This is a genomic window from Halogeometricum sp. S1BR25-6, from assembly GCF_031624495.1.
GTDB lineage: Archaea > Halobacteriota > Halobacteria > Halobacteriales > Haloferacaceae > Halogeometricum > Halogeometricum salsisoli.
Genome location: NZ_JAMQOP010000001.1, coordinates 12759 through 33019, shown reverse-complemented (window position 1 = coordinate 33019; position 20261 = coordinate 12759). Strand labels below are relative to the sequence as shown.

18 protein-coding genes are annotated in these 20261 nt (G+C 68.4%); 6 read left to right on the top strand and 12 right to left on the bottom strand.

Going from position 1 to position 20261, the window contains the following annotated elements; all coding sequences use genetic code 11:
* Positions 1-21: 21 nt before the first annotated feature.
* Positions 22-738: a hypothetical protein gene (locus tag NDI76_RS00140; RefSeq protein WP_310921923.1), complete on the top strand. Its 717-nt coding sequence runs from the start codon at positions 22-24 to the stop codon at positions 736-738.
* Between the two features lie 49 nt (positions 739-787).
* Here NDI76_RS00140 and lpdA read toward each other — a convergent pair whose 3' ends face one another.
* From lpdA to NDI76_RS00100, 8 genes are all read right to left on the bottom strand, one after another.
* Positions 788-2215, bottom strand: a complete 1428-nt coding sequence (lpdA, locus tag NDI76_RS00135; RefSeq protein ID WP_310921922.1) for a dihydrolipoyl dehydrogenase — start codon at positions 2213-2215, stop codon at positions 788-790.
* A complete protein-coding gene (locus NDI76_RS00130; protein WP_310921920.1) occupies positions 2215-3840 on the bottom strand; it encodes a dihydrolipoamide acetyltransferase family protein in 1626 nt (541 codons plus the stop codon). Before NDI76_RS00130 ends, lpdA begins: the two co-directional genes overlap by 1 nt.
* 3 nt (positions 3841-3843) lie before the next feature.
* On the bottom strand, positions 3844-4839 hold the full coding sequence (locus NDI76_RS00125; RefSeq protein ID WP_310921919.1) for an alpha-ketoacid dehydrogenase subunit beta: 996 nt from the start codon (positions 4837-4839) through the stop codon (positions 3844-3846).
* Positions 4840-4844: 5 nt separating this feature from the next.
* Positions 4845-5948 carry a pyruvate dehydrogenase (acetyl-transferring) E1 component subunit alpha gene (gene pdhA, locus NDI76_RS00120; RefSeq protein WP_310921918.1) on the bottom strand — a complete coding sequence of 368 codons (1104 nt, stop codon included), beginning with the start codon at positions 5946-5948 and terminating at the stop codon, positions 4845-4847.
* Between the two features lie 274 nt (positions 5949-6222).
* Positions 6223-7158 carry a lipoyl synthase gene (gene lipA / locus NDI76_RS00115; protein ID WP_310921917.1) on the bottom strand — a complete coding sequence of 312 codons (936 nt, stop codon included), beginning with the start codon at positions 7156-7158 and terminating at the stop codon, positions 6223-6225.
* A gap of 54 nt (positions 7159-7212) precedes the next feature.
* Positions 7213-8124, bottom strand: a complete 912-nt coding sequence (otsB, locus tag NDI76_RS00110) for a trehalose-phosphatase (RefSeq protein WP_310921916.1) — start codon at positions 8122-8124, stop codon at positions 7213-7215.
* The gene (locus NDI76_RS00105; protein ID WP_310921915.1) at positions 8117-9673 is read right to left on the bottom strand and encodes an alpha,alpha-trehalose-phosphate synthase (UDP-forming); all 1557 of its coding nucleotides are present in this window, start codon (positions 9671-9673) and stop codon (positions 8117-8119) included. The genes otsB and NDI76_RS00105 overlap by 8 nt, the downstream gene beginning before the upstream one ends.
* A 9-nt stretch (positions 9674-9682) precedes the next feature.
* Positions 9683-10162 carry a hypothetical protein gene (locus NDI76_RS00100; protein WP_310921914.1) on the bottom strand — a complete coding sequence of 160 codons (480 nt, stop codon included), beginning with the start codon at positions 10160-10162 and terminating at the stop codon, positions 9683-9685.
* Positions 10163-10374: 212 nt separating this feature from the next.
* On the opposite strand from NDI76_RS00100, the gene NDI76_RS00095 reads away from it, so the two are divergent.
* Both NDI76_RS00095 and NDI76_RS00090 read left to right on the top strand, forming a co-directional pair.
* Positions 10375-11061, top strand: a complete 687-nt coding sequence (locus NDI76_RS00095) for a helix-turn-helix domain-containing protein (RefSeq protein ID WP_310921912.1) — start codon at positions 10375-10377, stop codon at positions 11059-11061.
* Positions 11062-11498: 437 nt separating this feature from the next.
* Positions 11499-13853, top strand: a complete 2355-nt coding sequence (locus NDI76_RS00090) for a DEAD/DEAH box helicase (protein ID WP_310921911.1) — start codon at positions 11499-11501, stop codon at positions 13851-13853.
* Between the two features lie 33 nt (positions 13854-13886).
* Here NDI76_RS00090 and NDI76_RS00085 read toward each other — a convergent pair whose 3' ends face one another.
* Positions 13887-14537 carry an HAD family hydrolase gene (locus tag NDI76_RS00085; protein WP_310921910.1) on the bottom strand — a complete coding sequence of 217 codons (651 nt, stop codon included), beginning with the start codon at positions 14535-14537 and terminating at the stop codon, positions 13887-13889.
* Between the two features lie 76 nt (positions 14538-14613).
* Here NDI76_RS00085 and NDI76_RS00080 point away from each other — a divergent pair, with 76 nt between their 5' ends.
* Entirely contained in the window at positions 14614-15354 is a 741-nt protein-coding gene (locus tag NDI76_RS00080; protein WP_310921909.1) for an endonuclease NucS domain-containing protein, read from the top strand.
* A gap of 34 nt (positions 15355-15388) precedes the next feature.
* Here NDI76_RS00080 and NDI76_RS00075 read toward each other — a convergent pair whose 3' ends face one another.
* Positions 15389-15883 (bottom strand): hypothetical protein, encoded by a 495-nt coding sequence (locus NDI76_RS00075; RefSeq protein WP_310921907.1) that lies wholly within the window; start codon positions 15881-15883, stop codon positions 15389-15391.
* 234 nt (positions 15884-16117) lie between these two features.
* On the opposite strand from NDI76_RS00075, the gene endA reads away from it, so the two are divergent.
* Together endA and NDI76_RS00065 are read left to right on the top strand one after the other, a co-directional pair.
* Entirely contained in the window at positions 16118-17140 is a 1023-nt protein-coding gene (gene endA / locus NDI76_RS00070) for a tRNA-intron lyase (RefSeq protein WP_310921906.1), read from the top strand.
* Positions 17137-18753, top strand: a complete 1617-nt coding sequence (locus NDI76_RS00065; RefSeq protein WP_310921905.1) for a tryptophan--tRNA ligase — start codon at positions 17137-17139, stop codon at positions 18751-18753. Before endA ends, NDI76_RS00065 begins: the two co-directional genes overlap by 4 nt.
* A gap of 35 nt (positions 18754-18788) precedes the next feature.
* Here NDI76_RS00065 and NDI76_RS00060 read toward each other — a convergent pair whose 3' ends face one another.
* The gene (locus tag NDI76_RS00060; RefSeq protein WP_310921903.1) at positions 18789-19757 is read right to left on the bottom strand and encodes an ornithine cyclodeaminase family protein; all 969 of its coding nucleotides are present in this window, start codon (positions 19755-19757) and stop codon (positions 18789-18791) included.
* Positions 19754-20224: an SRPBCC family protein gene (locus NDI76_RS00055; protein ID WP_310921901.1), complete on the bottom strand. Its 471-nt coding sequence runs from the start codon at positions 20222-20224 to the stop codon at positions 19754-19756. The genes NDI76_RS00060 and NDI76_RS00055 overlap by 4 nt, the downstream gene beginning before the upstream one ends.
* Positions 20225-20261: the final 37 nt, after the last annotated feature.

Sequence of the window (20261 nt, the reverse complement as noted above, 5' to 3'; positions counted from 1 at the left end):
CGGTGGTCCACTGACCGAGCGATGACGATGTACGACCGCGGGGTGTCGGCCGAGGCCCGCCTCCGGCGGTGGGACGGGGGGATGAGTTGGCTCGCGTTCCCCGAGGAGACGGCGGCGCGGAGCAGTCACGCCGTCCGCGGCGCCGACGGCGTCTGGGTGCTCGACCCCCTGGACGCCGGGAACGTGCACGACGCCCTCGCGGACCTCGGCCCCGTCGCGGGCGTGGCCGTCCTCTCGGCGTACCACGCGCGCGACGCCGCGGCGTTCGCCGACCGCTACGACGTGCCGGTGTCGCTCCCGCGGTGGCTCCCTCGGGTCGAAGCGCGCGTCGACGCGCCCGTCGAGCGATTCGACGGCGAACTCGCGGATACGGGTTTCCGCGTCCGCGAGTACGCGCCGCTCCCGGGGTGGTCGGAGGCAATCGCGTATCGTCGCGCGGACGACACGCTGTACGCGCCGGACACGCTCGGCACCGCTCCCCCGTTCACCGCCGGCGAGGAGCGACTCGGCCTTTACCTCCTCCAGCGACTCGTCGCGCCGAAGTTCTTCCTTGGCTACGACCCCGAGCGGATACTCGTCGGCCACGGCGAGGGGGTGTTCGAGAACGCCGCGGCGGCGCTCGAAGACGCCGTCGCGAACGGGATGCGGCGACTGCCGCGGGCGCTACTGGAGAACGGGCCGGCGCAGGTTCGGGCACTCGTCGAAGCCGTGGACGCGGGGGACCTCCGCGGGGAGTGAGAAATAGGGTCGACGGTTCGACGATTCGGCGATTCAGCGGATTGGCGATTCAGCGATTCAGCGTGTGAATCGCCTCGCCGCGCGCGTTCTCCGCGGCCTCCATTATCGCCTCCGCCAGCGTCGGATGGGTGTGGACGGTGCCGGCCACGTCCTCAAGCGTCGCTCCCATCTCCACCGCGAGGGCGAGTTCGGCGACGAGTTCCGAGGCTTCTGGGCCGACTATCTGTCCGCCGAGGACGAACCCGCTGTCCTCGTCGGCGACGACGCGGACGAAGCCCTCCGTGTGACCCGTCGTCATCGCGCGCCCGGAGGCGTTGAACGGCATCTGACCGACGGCGGGGGAAAAGCCCGCCTCCTCGGCTTCCGCCTCGGTCATGCCGACCGTCCCTATCTCGGGGTCGGTGAACACGGCCGCCGGGACGGCCTGCGCGTCGTAGGCTGCCGGTTCGTCCGCGGCGTGTTCGGCGGCGACGATGCCCTCCTTCGACCCGACGTGCGCCAGCATCGGCGAGTCGGCGACCACGTCGCCGACGGCGTAGATGTGGTCGACGGAGGTCCGCATCCGGTCGTCAGTCTCGAAGAAGCCTTTCTCGTCCGTCTCCAACCCGGCGTTCTCGGCGTCGACGGTGTCGGTGACGGGCGACCGGCCGACGGCGACGAGCACTTTGTCCGCGCGGTACGACGACGTCTCGCCGTCTTCGGTCTCCGTCTCGACGACCACGTCCTCGCCGTCGAGCGACCATCCGCTGGCGCCCTCGCCGAAGTGGAACTCGACGCCGAGTTCCTCGGCGCTCCGGCGGACGACGTTAGCCACGTCGTCCTCGTAACCGGGGAGCACGTCGTCCAGCATCTCGACGACGGTCACGTCCGCGCCGAGTTTGGCGAACGCGGTGGACAGTTCCATGCCGATGTAGCCCGCGCCGACGACGAGCAGTTCGTCGGGCACCGACTCCGCCGCGAGGGCGTCCCGCGAGGACCAGACGGGGTCGTCCGCGAACTCGAAGCCCGGAATCTGCACCGGTCGAGAGCCGGTGGCGACGATGCAGCGTTCGAACTCCACCGTCTCCGAACCCTGCCCCTCGCCGCCGTGTTCGATGCGGACCGAGGAGTCGTCCTTGAACCGCGCCGTCCCCTCGATGAGGTTGACGCCGTTGGCCTTGCAGAGTTTCTCGACGCCGCCCGTCAGTCGGTCGACCACGTCGTCCTTCCAACTCCGCATCTGCGACATATCCACCGCCGGGTCGGCGTGGATGCCCATCTCCTCGGCGCTGCCCGCCTCGTGCGCCAGCGACGACGCCGTGATGTACGCCTTCGAGGGGATACAGCCGTGGTTCAAGCAGGTGCCGCCGTAGGCGTCTCGCTCCACGAGCGTCGTGTCCAGACCGCGCTGTGCGGCGCGGATGGCGGCGACGTAGCCGCCCGGACCCGCGCCGATGACCAGTACCTCCGTTCCCGTCGAGATGTCTCCGACGACCATTATTCGAGCATGAGGAGTTTGGGGTTCGCGAGGTACTCCCTGACCTTGTTCGTGAACTGCGCGGCCACCGCGCCGTCGACGACGCGGTGGTCGACCGACAGCGACAGCGTCAGCACTTTCCGCGGCACCACGTCGCCGTCGACGACGCGCGGTTTCTCTTTTATCGCTCCGAGCGCGAGGATGGCCACCTCGGGGTAGTTGATGATGGGCGTGGCGTACTCGCCGCCGATGCCGCCGATGTTCGTTATCGTGAACGTGCCGCCCTGCATCTCCTCGCGCGAAATCTTGCGCTCGCGCGCCTTCTCCACCTTCTCGCTCATGTCGCGCGCGAGGTCCGAGAGCCCTTTCGCGTCCGCGTCGTGGACGACGGGGACCATCAGACCGGCGTCCGTCGCGGTGGCGACGCCGAGGTTGTACTCGTCGCGGAGGACGATCTCCTCGTTCTCCTCGTCGAGTTGGGCGTTCACGTAGGGGAACTCCTTCAGCGCCGCGACGACGGCTTTCATCACGAACGGCATGTAGGTGAGCGAGACGCCCTGCTCCGCCGCGAGAGGTTTCAGGTCCTCGCGGAGTTCGACCAACTCGGTCACGTCCACGTCGTCGTGGTGGGTGACGTGCGGCGCGGTGTACTTCGAGCGCTCCATCTGGTCGCCGATGGCGCGGCGGACGCCCCGGTAGGGGACGCGTTCGCCGGCCGCGGGGCCGGATTCGGCCGCGTCCGCTCCGCCGGCCGTTGCATCGGCTTCCGTCTCGGCTTCGGCCGTCGCCTCGCCGGCCTCGGCCTCCTCGGAGAGCGCCTTCGCGTCGGCCGCCTGCGCCTCGCGTTGGGCCTGCGCGTACTCGCGGACGGCCTCGGGGGTGACGAACGCCTCGCCGTCTCGCTCCTCGCTCGCGGGCACGTCGTCGATGTTCACGCCCTCCTCGTCGGCGATGCGGCGCGTCGCGGGCGCGGCCAGCGTCTTCTCCCGGCCGGCAGCGTCCGCCGATGCCGAACCGGACGCGACTTCGCCGTTTCCGGCGTCACCGCGTTCTGAGACGGCCGACTTCCCGGAGAACGACACCGAGCGGGGACCGTCGGACGCCGCGTCGGCGTCTCCGTCGCCGCTCCCCGACTCGGCGGCCGCCTGCACGTCGGATTCGGTCACCCGACCGCTCGGGCCGGACCCCGAGACAGAAGCGATGTCGACGTCGAGTTCGCGCGCGAGTCGGCGGACGCTCGGCGACGCGAACACGCGGCCCGACTTGGTCTCGGTCTCGGCGGTATCGGTGGTCTCCTCGGCGCCTTCGTCGGCCGACTGTGCGTCGCCGTCGCCGCCAGCAGATTCGGCTTCGGACTCGGATTCGGTCCCGGTCTCGCCGCTCGCCGCCTCGTCTCCGTCCTCGCCCTCGACCTCGAAGGTGATTATCACGTTGCCGACGGGGACCATCTCCCCCTCCTCGGCGCGGAGTTCGCTCACCGTCCCGTTGTACGGGGAGGGAACGTCCACGAGGGCTTTGTCCGTCTCCACCTCCGCGACGACCTGGTCCTCTTCGACCGTGTCGCCGGGGGCGACGTGCCACGTGACGAGTTCGCCCTCCGCGACGCCCTCGCCCACGTCGGGCAGTTTGAATTCCTTGATAGCCATCGTTCAGAACTCCACGGCGTTCCGGATACCTTCTTCGACCCGCGCGACCGAGGGCAGGTAGTAGTCTTCAAGCGCGTACAGCGGATAGGGAACGTCGTAGCCGGCGATGCGTTCGACGGGCGCTTCTTGGTGTAAGAGCGCCTTCTCCTGCAGCGTCGCCGTTATCTCCGCACCGAGACCGCCCGTCTTCGGCGCCTCGTGGACGACGGCCGCCCGCCCGGTCTTCTCGAACGACTCCACTATCGTCTCTTTGTCCATCGGCGAGACGGTTCGGAGGTCGACAACTTCGACGCTGACGCCGTCTTCCTCCAGATTTTCGGCCGCCTCCATCGTCGGCCGCGTCATCGCGCCGTAGGTGTAGACGGAGACGTCAGTCCCCTCCCGTCGGACCGCCGCCTCGCCGATGGGCACCTCGTAGTCGCCCTCGGGGACGTCCCCGCGGAACGCGCGGTAGATGAGTTTCGGTTCGAGGAAGATGACCGGGTCGGGGTCGCGGATGGCCGAGATGAGCAGCCCCTTCGTGTCGTACGGCGTCGAGGGGATGACCACCTTCAGGCCCGCCTCGTGCGCGTAGAACGCCTCCTTCGACTCGGAGTGGTGTTCGGGCGCGCGGATGCCGCCGCCGTAGGGTGCGCGGACGACGAGGGGGCAGGTGAACCGGCCGCGACTGCGCGTGCGCAGGCGGGCCGCGTGGCTCACGATTTGGTCGAACGCGGGGTACATGAACCCGGAGAACTGCATCTCCGCGACGGGACGCATCCCCATCGTCGCCATGCCGATGGCGGTGCCGGCGATGCCGGATTCGGCGAGGGGGGTGTCGATGACCCGGTCGTCGCCGAACTCGTCCCAGAGGCCCTCGGTGGCGCGGAAGACGCCGCCGTTCTTCCCGACGTCCTCGCCCATCACGACCACCCGGTCGTCGTTCGTCATCTCGGTGTGGAGACCGTCCCGCACCGCCTGTACCAGCGTGAGATTCTGCGTCTGTTGGCTCTGACTCATGTAGATTACTCCCGGAGGAACCCCTCGTCGCCGTGTCGTTCGTACATCTCCGCGAACGCCTCCGCCTGCGCCCGAATCTCGGGCGTCTGCTCGGCGAACACGTTCGAGAACATCTCGCTCGGTTCGGGTCGCGGTTCGGACTCCGCCGCCTCGATGGCCTCGGCGACTTCGTCCTTCACGCTCGTCTCGATGGCCTCGACCTTCTCGTCGTCGAGGCGGCCCGTCTCCCGCAGGAACGCCTCCAACCGCGGAATCGGGTCCTTCTTCTTCCACTCTTCGACCTCGTCGGTGTCGCGGTAGACGGTCGGGTCGTCGGCCGTCGTGTGCGCGCCGAAGCGGTACTGCACCGCCTCGATGAGCGTCGGCCGACGTTCGCCCTCGTCGGGATTCTTGGCCTTCTCGACGGCGGCGCGCGTCGCCGCGTAGACGGCGAGAGGGTCCATCCCGTCGACCTGGACGCCCTCGAAGCCGTAGGCGGTGGCTTTCTGCGCGATGGTCGCGGAGGCCGTCTGTCGCTCCCGCGGGACCGAGATGGCCCACTGATTGTTGTTGCAGAAGAATACGTTCGGCGTGTCGAACACGCCCGCGAAGTTCAGCCCCTCGTGGAAGTCGCCCTCCGAGGTGGCGCCGTCGCCGAAGCAGCACATCACCGCGGCGTCCTCGTCCTGCAACTTCTTGGCCCACGCCGCGCCCGTGGCGTGGAGCACCTGCGTCGCGATGGGGACGGCGACGGGGAACATGTTCACGTCCTCGGGGATGCGGTTACCCTTCTCGTGGCCCATCCAGTACAGCAGCGTCCGCTTCAGGGGCAGGCCGCGGTGGAGGGCGGCGCCGTGCTCGCGGTAACTGGGGAACAACCAGTCCTCCTCGTCGAGGGCGAAGGCGCTGCCGATTTGGGCGCCCTCCTGCCCGGACAGCGGGGGGTACGTCCCCATCCGACCCTGTCGCTGGAGGCTGACGGCCCGCGTGTCGAAGTGGCGCGCGAGGTACATCTCGCGGTACATGGTCACCAACTCGTCGTCGCTCAGGTCGGGAACCTCGCCGACGGGGGTGCCGTCCTCCTCGAGGACGCGAAGCATGTCCTGCGGGTCTCGCTGTAGTACACTCACGGGTGAACCCACCTGCTCATGTTCGGGTCCTCACCCGCCCCGCGTAAAGTGTTTTCGTAAATAGTTTACTATGCCAAGAAATACTGCCGGCCACGCGAAAAGCGTCCATCTGGTCCCGGAGAGAAATCGAATCCTTCGATTTTCCTTCTCCCAGGACGACGATTCGTCCCCCGTCCGGAACTGACGCCGGACGATAATGGACGAATGTGTGAAATCATGCGCCGGCTTCCGGTCCGAGCGACCTCTCGTCGCGCCGCGGTCGTGCGATACGGTATCAATCCCCGGCCGCGGTGCGGGCCTCGCGACGCGCCCGTTCGACGCTCTTGCCGTCGCGGAGGACGGCGTCGACGAACAGTTCGCCGGCCTTGTACGACGACCGGACCATCGGCCCGGAGGCGCAGTAGAGAAAGCCCAACTCCTCCTCGGCGACGCGGCGCCACGTCTCGAACGCGTCGGGGTGGACGTACTCGAACACGTCGAGGTGCGTCCTGGAGGGTTGGAGGTACTGTCCCAACGTCACCACGTCCACGTCCGCCTCGCGGAGGTCCGACAGCGTCTGGTATATCTCGTGGTCGTACTCGCCGAGGCCGAGCATGACGCTCGTCTTCGTGTAGATGTCCGACTCGCGCTTCACCTGTTCGAGCACCGAGAGCGTCTGCTCGTAGTTCGCCCGCCGGTCCCGAACGGGCCACTGGAGGCGGTCGACCGTCTCGATGTTGTGGGCGATGACGTCGGGTTCGGCGTTGATGATCTTCCGAACGGCGTCCTCGTCCCCTTGGAAGTCGGGGATGAGCACCTCTACCAGAATCGAATCGTCCCGGCGCTTTATCTCGCGGATGGTCTCGGCGAAGTGCGCGGCGCCCTGGTCGGGCAGGTCGTCCCGGTCGACGGAGGTGAGGACGACGTAGTCGAGGCCGATTTCCGCGACCGCCGCGGCGACGTTCGCGGGTTCGTCGGGGTCCAGCGGCTCCATCCCGCCGGTCTGTACGTCGCAGAAGTTACAGCCGCGGGAGCAGCGGTCGCCCATCAGCATGAACGTCGCCGTGCCGGGGCCGTCGGTACCGCTCCAGCACTCGCCCATATTCGGACAGTTCGCCTCCTCGCAGACGGTGTGGAGGTCGCGGTCCCTGAGCGTCTGTTTGATGTCCGTGAAGCGTCGCCCCGACGGCGGACGCATCTTCAGCCAGTCGGGTTTGCGCCTGCCGCTCATACGAAACCGTTCGGCGCGGAGGTGAAAAACATAAGGATAGGTACGGTGACGGATTCAGCCGCCCGCGGCGTCCGGTCGGTCGTCCGAGGACGAAGTCGGCGACGTGCCCGTCCGCCCCGCCTGCCCCGCCTGCCTCGCCTGCGTTGTTTCCAGCGGCGCCGCCAGTCGGTCGATGCCCGTCCGCCGGAACCACTCCAGCAGGGCAGCCGTCTCCGCGGGGTCGCTGACGAACTCCGTCGCGACCGTCGCCCGGTCGTCGGGGTCGCCGACGCGGACGCCGACGCCGTCGCGTTCGACGGCGCGGAACCCGGCCTCGTCGGTCCGGGCGTCGCCGACGAACACGGGGAGACACGACGCGTGGTCGTGCAGGAGCGAGGAGACGACGCTGCCCTTGTCCCAGTCGATGGCGGGGCGCACCTCGACTATCTCCTCGTCGCCGCCGACGGTGAGCGTCTCGCCGCCGAACTCGCCGACGAGTCGCGCGACGGTCCGGCGGGCCCGTTCGGCGTGGGCGTCCGCCGCGCGGCGGTGGTGAACCGTCAGCGTCTTGCCCTTGTCCTCGACGTGGACGCCCCTGACCGTCTCGAACGTCTCGCGGAGTTCCGCGCTCAGCCGTTCGATGTCCGATTTGTGCTCCGCGGCGACGGGGTGCACCTTCGTCGTCCCCTCGGTGCGGAGTTCGAGGCCGTGGTTCCCGGCGTAGGTGATGCCCGTGAGGTCCACGCGCGAGCGGACGTCGGAGAGTTCCCGCCCGCTCACCACCGCGACGGTGACGTTCGGGTGGCTCTGTAGCGCCTCCAAGGCGGCGCGGTTCTCCGGCAGTATCGTCGCCGCGTCGGGGTCGTCGACGACGGGCGAGAGCGTCCCGTCGAAGTCGACGCAGAGGAGCAGTTCCTCGCGCTCCCGGAGTTTCGCGCCCAGCGTCTCGACCGTCGAGGTGAACGCCGCGCTCCGCGCCTCAGACATCCTGCCCTCCGGCGAGGAGTCGCTCCGTGGCGGTCAGCCCCGCGGCCTCCAGCAGGTCGGCCACCCACGCGTCCAAGTCGTCCTCGCGGACGTGGTCGCGGAGCGACCGCATCCGGCGGCGGCGTTCCCCGGCCGGCATGGTCAGCGCGTCGTGAATCGACTCGGCGAAGCCGTCCGGCGAGTAGGGGTTGATGTGGACGGCCTCGTCCATCTGCTCGTGCGCGCCCGCGAACTCGCTCAGGAGGAGGACGCCGTCCTCTTCGACCTGCGCGGCGACGTACTCCTTGGCGACGAGGTTCATCCCGTCGCGGAGCGGACTCACCAGCGCCACGTCACTGTGGCGGTAGAGGCCGAACAGTTCGCGCTGGGAGAGGTAGTCGTCGACGTGGACGATGGGCGTCCACTCGTCGGTGCCGAACCGTTCGTTGACCCGCCGGACGGCCTCGCAGACGTCCTCGGCTATCTCCTGGTAGGCAGGAATCTGCGAGCGACTGTGGCTCGACTTCTGGACGAACGTCAGTTCGCCGCGCCACTCGGGGTGGGTCTCCCAGAACGTCTCCAGGGCGTCGATTCGGTGGGGGATACCCTTCGTGTAGTCGATGCGGTCCACGCCGACGGCGATGCGCGTGTCGGGGTCGATGCCGTACCGCTCCGCCAGGCCGACCCAGTCGTCGCGGCCGAAGCCGTCGGCGATGGACTCGATGCGCTCGGCGTCGACGCCCATCGGGAACGCGCCGACGCGGACCTCGCGCCCGTCGATGCGGACGATACCCGCCTCGCGGTCGACGTCCGTCCCGTCGAGTTGGGCGGCGCACTCGAGGAAGTTGTCCCGGTAGCGCTCGACGTGGAACCCGACCACGTCGTTGGCCAAGAGGCCCTCGATGAGTTCCTCGGGGTGCGGGACGACGCGGAAGGTGTCCCACGCCGGCCACGGGATGTGCCAGAACTGCACCATGTTCGCGCCCGTCGGCAGGGACTCCCGGATGGTCTTCGGCGCGAGACAGAAGTGGTAGTCCTGTATCCAGACGGTCGAGTCTTCCGTCGCGCGTTCGGCGGCCGCGCGGCCGAACGACTCGTTGACCGACTTGTACGTGTCCCAGTACGCCGGTTCCATCTCGATGCGGTCGACCAGGTCGTGACACAGGGGCCACAGCACCCGGTTGCTGTAGCCGTAGTAGTAGCCCGACACCTCGTCGTCGGTCAGCCACACCCGGCGCAGCGTGTATCGTTCGTCGCCGGGCGGGACGGCCACGCAGTCCTCGTCGTCGGTGACGACGGCGTCGGCGTCGCCGTCGCCCCAGGCGACCCAGTCGCCGCGCGTCTTCCGTAGGACGGGGTCGAGTCCGGCGGTCAGTCCGCCGACGGGTTCCTCAACGCCGATGCTGCCGTCGTCCTCGTAGTGGTGCTGGTACGGTTCCCGGTTGGAGACGACGACGAGGTGGCGGCTCCCCGCCGTCTCGTCGGCGTCCGCTCGTCCGTTCGGCTCTATCCCGTCGTCCGTCTCCAGACGAATATCGTCTACACTCTCCGCCGGTGGGGTCTTTGCCATGAACTGTGATTACTTCCGAATTCGTTCGCGGGGACCGCTTCCGTGCACGTCCTTCGGTCCGTCGCGGCCGTTCCGCGTCTGCGGACCGGGGTCGCGCGGTTCCGTCGCGTCGTTCTCGTCCGGTACCCAATGCGTGCTACTCTGCGGAGCCGTGTCCGCCGCGGCCATCTTCCCGAGGCCGACGACGTCGACCGTGGCCTCGTTCTCCGCCGCGGCGGTGTTGATACGCTCCATCCAGGTGAACAGCGCGCTGAGGGCCTCGGACTCGGTCGTCACGTGGCCCACGATACGCTGCGACTCGGCCTCGTTGCACTGCTGCCGACACTGTAGCTGCCACCGACCTTCGAACTCGCGGCGGGGGCCGTCGGCCTCCACCGCCTCGACCGTGATGCTCCGCTCGCGGTGTCTGAAACCGAGACAGTCCCGCGAGGACACCACGTGCCAGTGATAGGGGAGTTGTCCCCTGTCGAGTCGGTTGTAGGGGTCCATCGTCGTGAAATAAAGTACTCTCGCTTCGCCGTACTTGATTGTGGTTGTATATTCTTGTATTTTATAACCCCTCTGCGTAAATTAATGTAGTTTCTCGCAACAATACATCATATCCAACTATACGAGGAAAATTACACTCTTCTGAGTTGCACTGTCTATCTGTTGGTCACTGGCCGACGGTTTCATATCCGTCGCGGGCACCCTCTCTCGTGATGAGTACCATCGCGTCAGTCGAACTGGACGTGGACGAGTTCGCGCTCGGCCGGTCGCTGCCGAAACTGGAGAACGGCGAGCTAGAGGTCATCCGGGTGGCCGCGACGAACCGCGACACCCTCGTCCCGTACGTCCGCGTGTCGGCGGACGACTTCGACTCGTTCGGCGAGGCGTTGGACGAGGACCCGACGGTGCAGGAGTGGCGACTCGTCGACGACCTCGGCGACGAACGCCTGTACCGCATGGAGTGGGTCGAAGACATCCTCGTCGTCGTCCACCTCCTGTTGGACGAGGAGGGGGTCGTCCTGGAGATGAACGGCTACCAGGACGGTTGGCGCCTCCGCGTCCTCCTGCCGGACCGCGAGTCGCTCACCGAGACGGCCCAGTTCTGCGAGGGGCGGAACCTCACGTTCGTCATCAAGCACATCTACGAGGTCACCGGGTCCGTCGGACGGGGCCAGTACGGTCTCTCGAAGGACCAGTACGAGGTGCTCACGACGGCCATGGACCAGGGCTACTTCGACGTGCCGCGTAGCGCCACGATGAGCGACCTGGCGGCGACGCTCGGCATCTCCCAGCAGGCCGTCTCCGAGCGACTCCGCCGCGGACACAAGAACCTCCTCGAGAGCACCCTCGAACTCGGCGAGAGCTCTTTCGGCGAACCGACGAAACAGCACTTGGAGTGAGTCGGTCTCCCGGTTCGGGCGTCCGGAGGGCCGTCCGGTCTCTTCTCCCCTCGCTCCGAGTCGTTCACGATTCCGCCCGAACCGTCACGACAGTTCCGCATTCAGCATCGAAGACCGTGATGTATATATCAGATAAGCGGAAAACTCAAGTTCGAGTAAATCCTAACGCAGGTGTGAACTGGAAACACCGCCGCGACCGCACGAGCGCAGAAGCGAAGAAAGAAGAAGCCACGAGCGGCACCGACTGGTCGTTCATCGCCGCCGCCCTCGGCGCCGCGTAAGGGCGCGTGCGCGCCTCACGCGCCGTTCGACTCTTCACCTAGATACCGACTCCGACTCGCCGACCGGCGACGCCCCCGTGGAGAAACGCCTTTTAGTCCGTAGAACCCGGTGTCGCGTATGACTCTCCCCGTCTCGTTTCCGCGGAGGCCCCTCCCGTGAAAGTCGCGTCCGTCGTCCCCGAGTTCGCCGACGCCTTCGGGTTCGACGAGTTCAATCGGATGCAACGGGAGGCGGCGCCCGCCATCCTCGAACGCGACGACAACGTCGTCGCCGCTGCGCCGACGGCCAGCGGAAAGACGGCCCTCGCGGAACTGGCCATCTGCCGCACGCTGAAGCGCGGCGGCACCGCCCTCTTCATCGCTCCCCTCCGCGCGCTCACAAACGAGAAGGAGGCCGAGTGGGAGCGCTTCGAGTCGCTCGGATACTCCGTCTACGTCGTCACCGGCGAACGCGACCTGAACCCCCGACGCGCCGAACGCGCCGACATCCTCGTGATGACGCCCGAGAAGACGGACTCGGCCACGAGAAAGCACGACTCCGCGCGCTACTCCTTCATCACCGACGTCGACTGCGTCGTTATCGACGAGGTGCACCTCCTCGATTCGGACACCCGCGGCGGCGTCCTCGAAGTCACCGTCTCGCGCCTCCGGCGCATCTGCGACCCCCGCATCGTCGCGCTCTCCGCCACGATGCCGAACATTCAGGACGTGGCGAACTGGCTGGACGCCCCGCCGGAGACGACGTTCGAGTTCGGCGACGACTACCGCCCGGTGGACCTCCACGCAGGCGTGAAGACGTACTCGCACGGCGACAACGCGTTCGCCGACAAGTACCGGCGGCTCTACCGCGCCATCGACCTCGCCGAAGAGCACATCCGCGACGGCGGGCAGGCCCTCGTGTTCGTCTCCTCCAGACAGGACACCGTCCGCGCCGCCGGGAAGGCCCGAGACGAACTCGGTAAGCGCGACATCCCGATGGGCGCGCGCGGCGACTACGACTTCCACAACGACGCGAAGGAACTGAGCAACGACTCGCTCAGGAAGGCCGCCCCCGACGGCGTCGGCTTCCACCACGCCGGGTTGGCGAAGGACGACCGCGACAGGGTCGAGGAGTGGTTCAAGCAGGGGAAGATTCAGCTCCTGTTCTCCACGTCGACGCTGGCGTGGGGGGTCAACCTCCCCGCGCGGTGCGTCGTCATCCGCGACACCAAGTACCACGACCCCCTCGAAGGCGAAGTCGACATCTCGCCGCTGGACATCCTCCAGATGCTCGGGCGGGCGGGTCGCCCCGGCTACGACGACGTGGGGTACGGCTGGGTCGTCTGCGACCGCTCGGACGCCGACAAATATCGCAAACTCCTCCGCGAGGGCAAGGAAATCGAGTCGCGACTCGCCGAGGACCTCGATTCGCACCTCAACGCCGAAATCGCGATGGGTACCATCGGGGACCTGGAGGACGTGATGTCGTGGCTGGAGACGACGTTCTTCTACCAGCGCGCCCGCTCGAAACCCGACGCGTACGACTTCGATGGCCTGCGCGACCGGGTGCGCGAGACGCTCGAATCGCTCGTCGCCCGCGGGTTCGTCGAGATGGGGTCGGACCTCTCCATCGAGGCGACGACGCTCGGCCGCCTCGCCTCGAAATACTACCTCCGCCTCGACACCGCCCGCCGGTTCGCCACGCTCTGCGACCGCGACACCATCACCGACGACTCGATTCTGGAGACGGTCGCCGGCGCCGCGGAGTTCCACGACGTCTCCGCCCGCTCCTCGGAGATGGACGCCGTGAACTCGGTGCTGCGGGGCGTCGACACCACCCTCGAAGACGGCCCGCGGAAGGTGTTTGCCATCCTCCAGGCGAGCATGTCGAACAGCACCCCCGCGGACCTCCGCTCGGACGCGTGGGTCATCCGGCAGAACGCGCTCCGCCTGCTCTCGGCGCTCAGAGAGTTCCTCGACGAGTTCGCCGGGCCGCGCGCGGCGAACCTCGCCCGTCGCGTCGAGGCGCGCGTCGAACACGGCGTCTCCCGCGACGCCGTCGCCCTCACCGCCGTCGACGGCATCGGGCCGAACCGCGCGAACAAACTCGCCACCGGCGGTCTGCGCTCCCCGCGGGACGTGGTGGCCGCCGGCGCCGCCGAACTCCGGCAGGCCGACCTCTCGGAGGGTGTGGCGAAACAGGTGGTGAAGAACGCGCAGAACTTCCCCGACGTGGACGTCTCGTGGGGCGACTTCCCCGAGTCGATAGCGACGGGAGAAAACCGGATGTGCGAGGTCGGAATCCGCAACCGCGCGGGCGGCGCCGCAGTCGGCCTCCGCGTCTCGGCCGTCGCCGACGAGGGCGACGAGGTGGAGATGACGACCAAGCGGACGTACCTCACCGACGAGACGACGGTCCACGTCGGCGTGTTCGGCGCGCCGGCCGACGAGGTGACCTACCGCGTCGAGGTGACGTTCCCCGACGCACCGCTTCACCCGATTACGGAGACGCGGACCGTCCGCGTTGAGTGAGCGTCGGACGAGCGCTCCGGCTTCGAAATCGACTCAGCCGAGAATCGTCTCGCGCAGTTCCCCGGGTCCCTCGACGACGACGTCCGCCTCCGAGAGGTCTAACTCGGCGTTGTGCGTCGAGCGGTAGCCGACGGTGAACGCGCCGGACCGCGCGGCCGACTCGACGCCGTGGACGGAGTCCTCGACGACGACGCACTCCTCGGGGTTCAAACCGAGTTCGTCCGCGGCGCGTTCGTAGATGTGCGGTTCGGGCTTGCCGGGTTCGTCGATGTCGTCGGCGCTCAGGACCAAGTCGAGGGGGTCGAGGCCGAAGCGGTCGCGGACGATTTTGATCCAGTCCTGCGGCGCCGAGGAGACGATTGCGAGCTTTCGCCCCGACGCGCGGATGTCGTCGAACAGTTCGTTCGCGCCGTCCATCAGTTCGACCTGCTCGCCGTACAGCGACTCCGCTCGCTCGTTGTACGCCTCCACGAACTCCTCTTTGGTGACGGCGGTGCCGTACTCCTCGGTGAGGTAGTCGTGTATCTCCCGGTAGTTCATCCCGGTCACCTCCTCGTGGGCCGGGTCGCCGGACTCGATGGCCTCGGCGAACACCCACTCGTCTTCGAACTGGTGCCAGTACGTCTCGGAGTCGACCAACACGCCGTCCATGTCGAACAACACCGCGTCGTCGGGGACTTCCATGCGCGGTCCAACGCGCGCCACCCCTCAAAGTCCTTCGTGAGACGGTTTATCACCGATGGGGCGGCCAGCGCCCCCTATGTCCGAGACGATTCGCGTGTTCGCCGGCGACTGTACGACCACCTTCGAGGGGGCGCGCGCCCGTACACAGCGCGGACGCGTAGTCGTAGTAGTAAAGCCGGACCGGACGGTCCTCGTCCACGACGCCGACGGCTACCAACCCGTGTCGTGGCTCACTCGCCCGGATTCGCTGACCGTCGAGACCGACGACTCGGGGTTCGGCCTCGTCGCCCGCGCGGACGAACAAGTCCTGCGCGTCCGGAGCCACGACTCCAGCGGACGGGCCGAGTACCCCGTCACCGAGGCGGGCGTCCCCGTCGGGTCGCACCCGTCGACGGGCGAACCGCTGGTGCGGACGGGCGGGGCCGTCGTCGCCCTCGACACCGAGAGAAAGTACAAACTCCCGGCGGGGGCGACGGTGCTGGAGGAGACGTGCGACGACTGCGGTCTCCCGACGATGCGCGCCGAGTGCGGTGCGGTCTTCGAACTCTGTATCGACCGCGCCTGCGAGTCACTCGACGACGCCGTGCGGGACCGGTTCGACGGCGAGTGGACCTGCCCGGACTGCGGGTCCGACCTGAGAATCATCCGGCGCGGCGGCCGCCTCCTCGCGGGATGCGCGGCGTACCCCGACTGCGAGACGGCCTTCTCGATTCCCGCCGGCGTCGTCGTCGACGACTGCGACTGCGGCCTCCCGGTGTTCGAGACGGCGCGAGGGCGACGGTGTCTCGACGGGACGTGCGAGCGGTTCGCGGGGTGAGCGGAGGCGCTTCGCGGACGAACTCCGGCGGCGCTCACCGGCCGGCGAGCAGATAGCCGGTGACGGCGCCGACAACGACGGTTCCCCCGTAGGTGACGACGAGGCCGAACGCGGCGAGAAGGAGCGGCGTCACCAGTAAGAGCAGTAGGTCGCTCCCCACCTGCATCCACGGCGACACACCGGGCACCGCCTCGAACGGCATCCCGTCCACGACGACCAGCGCGAATTCGAGGAGGTACATCGGCACCGGCATCGCCAGTAACCCGACGAGTGCGCCGACGGCGGCCCCCCGAAGCGGTGATTCCGCCCCGCCGAGGCGCGTCCAGAGCACCCGCGCGAGCAGTGCGCCACCGAGGGCCCCGCCGACGACGATGAGCATCTCCGGTCCCGACGGGAGGTATCCGCCACCGCCGGCCGCGCGTTGAGCCGTCGCCACCGCGACGAAGACGAGGGCGGACACCCCTCCGGCGACGCCGAACGTGACCGATGGGCGTCGCCGGGCCGCCCGAGACGGGGACCAGTGGACCATGCCCACGATACGTCGCGTCGACGTATGGGTATTCCGTTCAGACCGACAGGTCTCTTCGACCTCTTCGCGCCGCGGTCTCGGCGGGAGAGAGGCGTTCCTCCCGGAATCGAACGTCTCTGTGGTACCACCGAGAGACCGAAGCGGAACATCGCCCTCGCGGTCGCCGCCGTTCGTCGGCCGCGGAACCGCGAGAGCATCGCAGGCCCTATGTCGCCACCCGTCCCGTTTCCGAACATGGACGCGACACTGCACGACGGCGTCGTCCGGGCGGCCGACGACGCACGTCAGCGGTTCTACGACGCGAGGGGGTACGGTCGCCCCCTCGACGGGGACCGCCTCGAACTCGCGCCGGTCGAGGCGGCGCACCTGCTCTCTCGGGGGGACCTCGACAGCATCAACGGGATGGACTTCCGCGAGTTTCTCGCGGCGACGGGCGCGGTGCTGGAGTTCGTCGTCTACAAAGACCTCCGGGACAGGGGGTTCTACCTCTCGCCCGCCCGCGAGGAGTGGCCGGGCGTCGACGACCCCGACGGCGTCGACTTCGTCGTCTACCCCAGGGGAAAGGGTCCGACCGACGGCGTCGTCGAGCACCGCGTCCGCGTCATCGGCGAACGCGAACGCGTCGCCGCGTCGTCGCTCGGCGATGTGGTGCTGGCCGTCGTCGACGAGGACGGCGACCTGACGTACTTCGACACCGATTCGAACCCCGATGTGAGCGGCACCGGCGACTACGACCCGCCGGCGGGCCTCGACGCGGACCTCCTCTCGGACCGCGTCGTCTGTTACGAGTCGCCCGACGAGGTGTACGAGCACGGCTTCTACGGCCAGCGCCTGTTCGGCCGCAACGCCGACGACGGCCCCCTCCAACTGTCGCTCATCGAGGGCGCGTACCTCGCCGAACGCGGCGCTCTCGACGTCGACGCCGCCGACGTGGTGGGTCTCGCCCGCGACGTGGAGGGCGACCGGTTCGACCGCCGCCTGCGCGCCTACGCGGCGCTCAGAGACGCCGACGCGGTCCCGAAGAGCGGGTTCAAGTTCGGAGCGGACTTTCGGCTGTACACCGACTTCGAGTCCGTCTCGGAACTGAGTCACTCCGCGGACTTGGTACGCGTCGTGGCGCCCGACCACGCGTTCATGCCGCGGGACCTCTCCTTGGACGTCCGCCTCGCCGGCGGGGTCCGCAAGCGAATGGTTTTTGCGCTCACCGGCGCCAACGAACAGATAGACTGGCTTTCGGTAGCCCGGCTCACCCCATGACACGAGACCACAACACCGAGACCGACGAGTCGGTACGCGAGGACGCCCGAACCGACGGGGGCGCCTCCGCAGAGGGAGCGGACGACACGTCGCTCGACCCGTGGGGTTCCTCGACCATTTCGGATTACCGGAAGCTGTTCGAGGAGTTCGGCATCGAGGAGTTCGATGCGGTGCTGCCGGAGGTGCCGGACCCTCACTACCTGATGCGCCGCGGCGTCATCTTCGGCCACCGCGACTACCGCCCCGTCGCCGAGGCGATGCGCGACGGCGACCCGTTCGCCGTCCTCTCCGGATTCATGCCGACGGGCGACCCCCACATCGGCCACAAACTCGTCTTCGACGAGATAATCTGGCATCAAGAACAGGGCGGCGACGCGTACGGCCTCATCGCTGACTTGGAGGCCCACTCGGCCCGCGGGATGACGTGGGCGGAGATCGACGAACACGCGCGCGACTACCTCCTTTCGCTCTTGGCGCTTGGGTTCGACCCCGAGGAGGGCGAACTCTACCGGCAGTCGGACAACAGGGAACTGCAGGACCTCGCCTTCGAACTCGGCTCGAAGGCGAACTACTCGGAGTTCGAGGCCATCTACGGCTTCGACGGGAGCACGAACGTCTCGCACGTGCAGTCGGTCGTCACGCAGATGGCCGACATCCTCTATCCACAATTAGAGGAGCCGAAACCGACGGTCATCCCCGTCGGCCCGGACCAGGACCCGCACGTCCGCCTCGCGCGCGACTTGGCCGACAGGATGCGCTTCTTCAAGGTGACCGAAGCGTACGCGAGCTTCGAACTTCGGGACGCCGAACGCCCTCTCGTCGCCGCCACCTACGACGCCCGCGAGGAGTACGCCGAGGACCCCGAGACGCCGCGCTGTGAGGAAGCGGGCGAGTGGCTCTCTGCGGCGAACCTCGACGCGCACGGCGTCGTCGCCGCCGAGTCGGCCCGCGAGTCGGCCGTCGAGAAACTGGAGAACGCCGGCATGGAACCGCTCCGCCCGCGCGTTCGCTTCCTCGACGCCAACGCCACCGACGATGCGTTCGAGGCGCTCATCGAGGCCGTCGAGGGCGAGAAGCGCCGCTACGACGAACACGTCGACGCGTTCGAACTCTCCTTCGAGGAGGCCGACGAACTCGCCCGCGCGGTGGAACTCGACCACGGCGGCTACGGCTTCCGCGCCCCATCGTCCGTCTACCACCGCTTCATGACCGGCCTCACGGGCGGGAAGATGTCATCCTCGATTCCGGCGAGTCACATCTCCCTACTCGACGACCCCGAGGAGGGCTACGACAAGGTGAAGTCCGCGACGACCGGCGGCCGCGAGACGGCCGAGAAACAGCGCGAACTCGGCGGCGAGGCCGACGAGTGTCCCGTCTACGAACTGTACGCGTACCTCCTCTCGGGCGACGACGACGAGTTCGCCACGGAGGTGTACGAGGAGTGCGTCGGCGGCGAACGCCTCTGCGGCGGGTGTAAGGAGCAGGCCGCCGAACTGATGGAGGAGTTCCTCGAAGACCACCAGGAGAAGCGCGCGGAGATGGAGGAAGTGCTCGACGACCTTGACATCTCCACGGAGTCCGCGCGACGCGGCGTCGCCCCCGGCGACGACTGAGCGGTACGGAACGGTCCGAGCGACGCCCGACCCGCCTACAGTTCGACGACGGTCCCCGCGTCCTCGTCGTCGGCGCGTTCGTACAGGTACCCTGCCGTCGCCGCGTCCAGCACGGCGGACCCGACGCTGGCGACGACGAGAATTTCCCCGTCGGACTCGCGGCCGGCGCGGCCCTCGAAGACGTCCGAGAGGGGCGTCAGGTCCGTCGCGTCCACGCCGACGTCCGCAAAGTCGCCCGTCTCGACGGCCTCCTCGGGCACGTCTGCGAACAGTCGACTCGCCCGTCGCACGGTCGTCGCGTCGAGTTCGCGCATCTCGGGGGTGAACGCGCCGACGGCGACGACGAGCGTTCCCTCTTCCAGTTCGTCGCCGTCGAACACCGGTTCGGCGCTGGTCGTCGCGGTGACGACGACGTTCGACCCCGACAGCGCCTCCTCCGGCGAGTCGACGGCGCTCACATCGACGTCGGGCAGTCGCCCGCGCAGGTCCGTCGCGCACGCCTCGCGCGACTCGGACGGCGAGTAGACACGCACCCGTTCGAGGTCCGCCGCGGCGGCGATGGCGCGCGTCTGCCACCGCGCCTGCGTGCCCGCGCCGAACACGCCGAGTCTGACCGGGCCGTTCGACAGATCGCGCGCGGCGAGGCCGCCGATACAGCCGGTTCGAGCGCTCGTCACGCGGGTGCCGGCGAGGTACGCGAGCGGCAGGCCCGTCTCGGCGTCCGTCACGGCCACCTGCGCGTTCACCGTCGGCAGGTCTCGCTCCGCGTTCGATTCGTGGACGGCGGCCAGTTTCGTCGCGTACGTCGGGTCGCCGTGCAGGTACGCGGGCATCGTCAGCGCGGTGCCCGGCGTCTCCGCCCCCACCGGGTAGTGCGGGCGCGGGGGGCGTTCCACCTCGCCGCGGCCCTGCTTCACGAACGCCCGCTCTATCTCAGGGAGGAGGTCCGGGAGCGACAGCAGGGCGGCCACGTCGTCGTCCGAGAGGACGCGAACGTCGGTCACGCCGCCCCCGTTCCCCGACCGCCGTCGTTGCCGCTCTCTTCGACCCGTGCCTCGACCCTCGCGGCCAGCGCGTCGTTCATGGCCTCGTAGTCCGCCTCGGCGTCCGCAGCGACGAGCAGGGGTACCAGCAACCCCGTCGCAGTCTCGCGGTTCACCAGCCGCGTTCGTCGCTCCCCGAGTTCGTGCAACTCGAAGGTGTGTCGCCCCTCGAACAGGGGCGCGGCGAGGACGCGGCCGACCCACGACAGCGTCCGCGGCGGGTCGACCTCCGTCACGCGCACCGGAAGCGCCCGCGCCCGGCCGCCGCCGCGGGAGACGCGAATCTCCACCGTCTCTCCCTCGCGGAGTCGCCCGCCGGCGTCGACGACGTGCGGGTTCCACTCGCGGTACGCCGACAGGTCGGTCAGCACCTCCCACACCGCTCCCGCCGGGGCCGCTATCTCTCGTTCCGTTCGTATCGTTCGCACGGGTGCGCGTTCGCGCGCCGGGGGTATCAGTTCCTGC

Coding starts and splice junctions, on each gene's coding strand:
- NDI76_RS00140 (WP_310921923.1), top strand. CDS start 22: ATGACGATGTACGACCGCGGGGTGTCGGCCGAGGCCCGCCTCCGGCGG.
- lpdA (WP_310921922.1), bottom strand. CDS start 2,215: ATGGTCGTCGGAGACATCTCGACGGGAACGGAGGTACTGGTCATCGGC.
- NDI76_RS00130 (WP_310921920.1), bottom strand. CDS start 3,840: ATGGCTATCAAGGAATTCAAACTGCCCGACGTGGGCGAGGGCGTCGCG.
- NDI76_RS00125 (WP_310921919.1), bottom strand. CDS start 4,839: ATGAGTCAGAGCCAACAGACGCAGAATCTCACGCTGGTACAGGCGGTG.
- lipA (WP_310921917.1), bottom strand. CDS start 7,158: ATGAGCGGCAGGCGCAAACCCGACTGGCTGAAGATGCGTCCGCCGTCG.
- otsB (WP_310921916.1), bottom strand. CDS start 8,124: ATGTCTGAGGCGCGGAGCGCGGCGTTCACCTCGACGGTCGAGACGCTG.
- NDI76_RS00105 (WP_310921915.1), bottom strand. CDS start 9,673: ATGGCAAAGACCCCACCGGCGGAGAGTGTAGACGATATTCGTCTGGAG.
- NDI76_RS00100 (WP_310921914.1), bottom strand. CDS start 10,162: ATGGACCCCTACAACCGACTCGACAGGGGACAACTCCCCTATCACTGG.
- NDI76_RS00095 (WP_310921912.1), top strand. CDS start 10,375: ATGAGTACCATCGCGTCAGTCGAACTGGACGTGGACGAGTTCGCGCTC.
- NDI76_RS00085 (WP_310921910.1), bottom strand. CDS start 14,537: ATGGAAGTCCCCGACGACGCGGTGTTGTTCGACATGGACGGCGTGTTG.
- NDI76_RS00080 (WP_310921909.1), top strand. CDS start 14,614: ATGTCCGAGACGATTCGCGTGTTCGCCGGCGACTGTACGACCACCTTC.
- NDI76_RS00075 (WP_310921907.1), bottom strand. CDS start 15,883: ATGGTCCACTGGTCCCCGTCTCGGGCGGCCCGGCGACGCCCATCGGTC.
- endA (WP_310921906.1), top strand. CDS start 16,118: ATGGACGCGACACTGCACGACGGCGTCGTCCGGGCGGCCGACGACGCA.
- NDI76_RS00065 (WP_310921905.1), top strand. CDS start 17,137: ATGACACGAGACCACAACACCGAGACCGACGAGTCGGTACGCGAGGAC.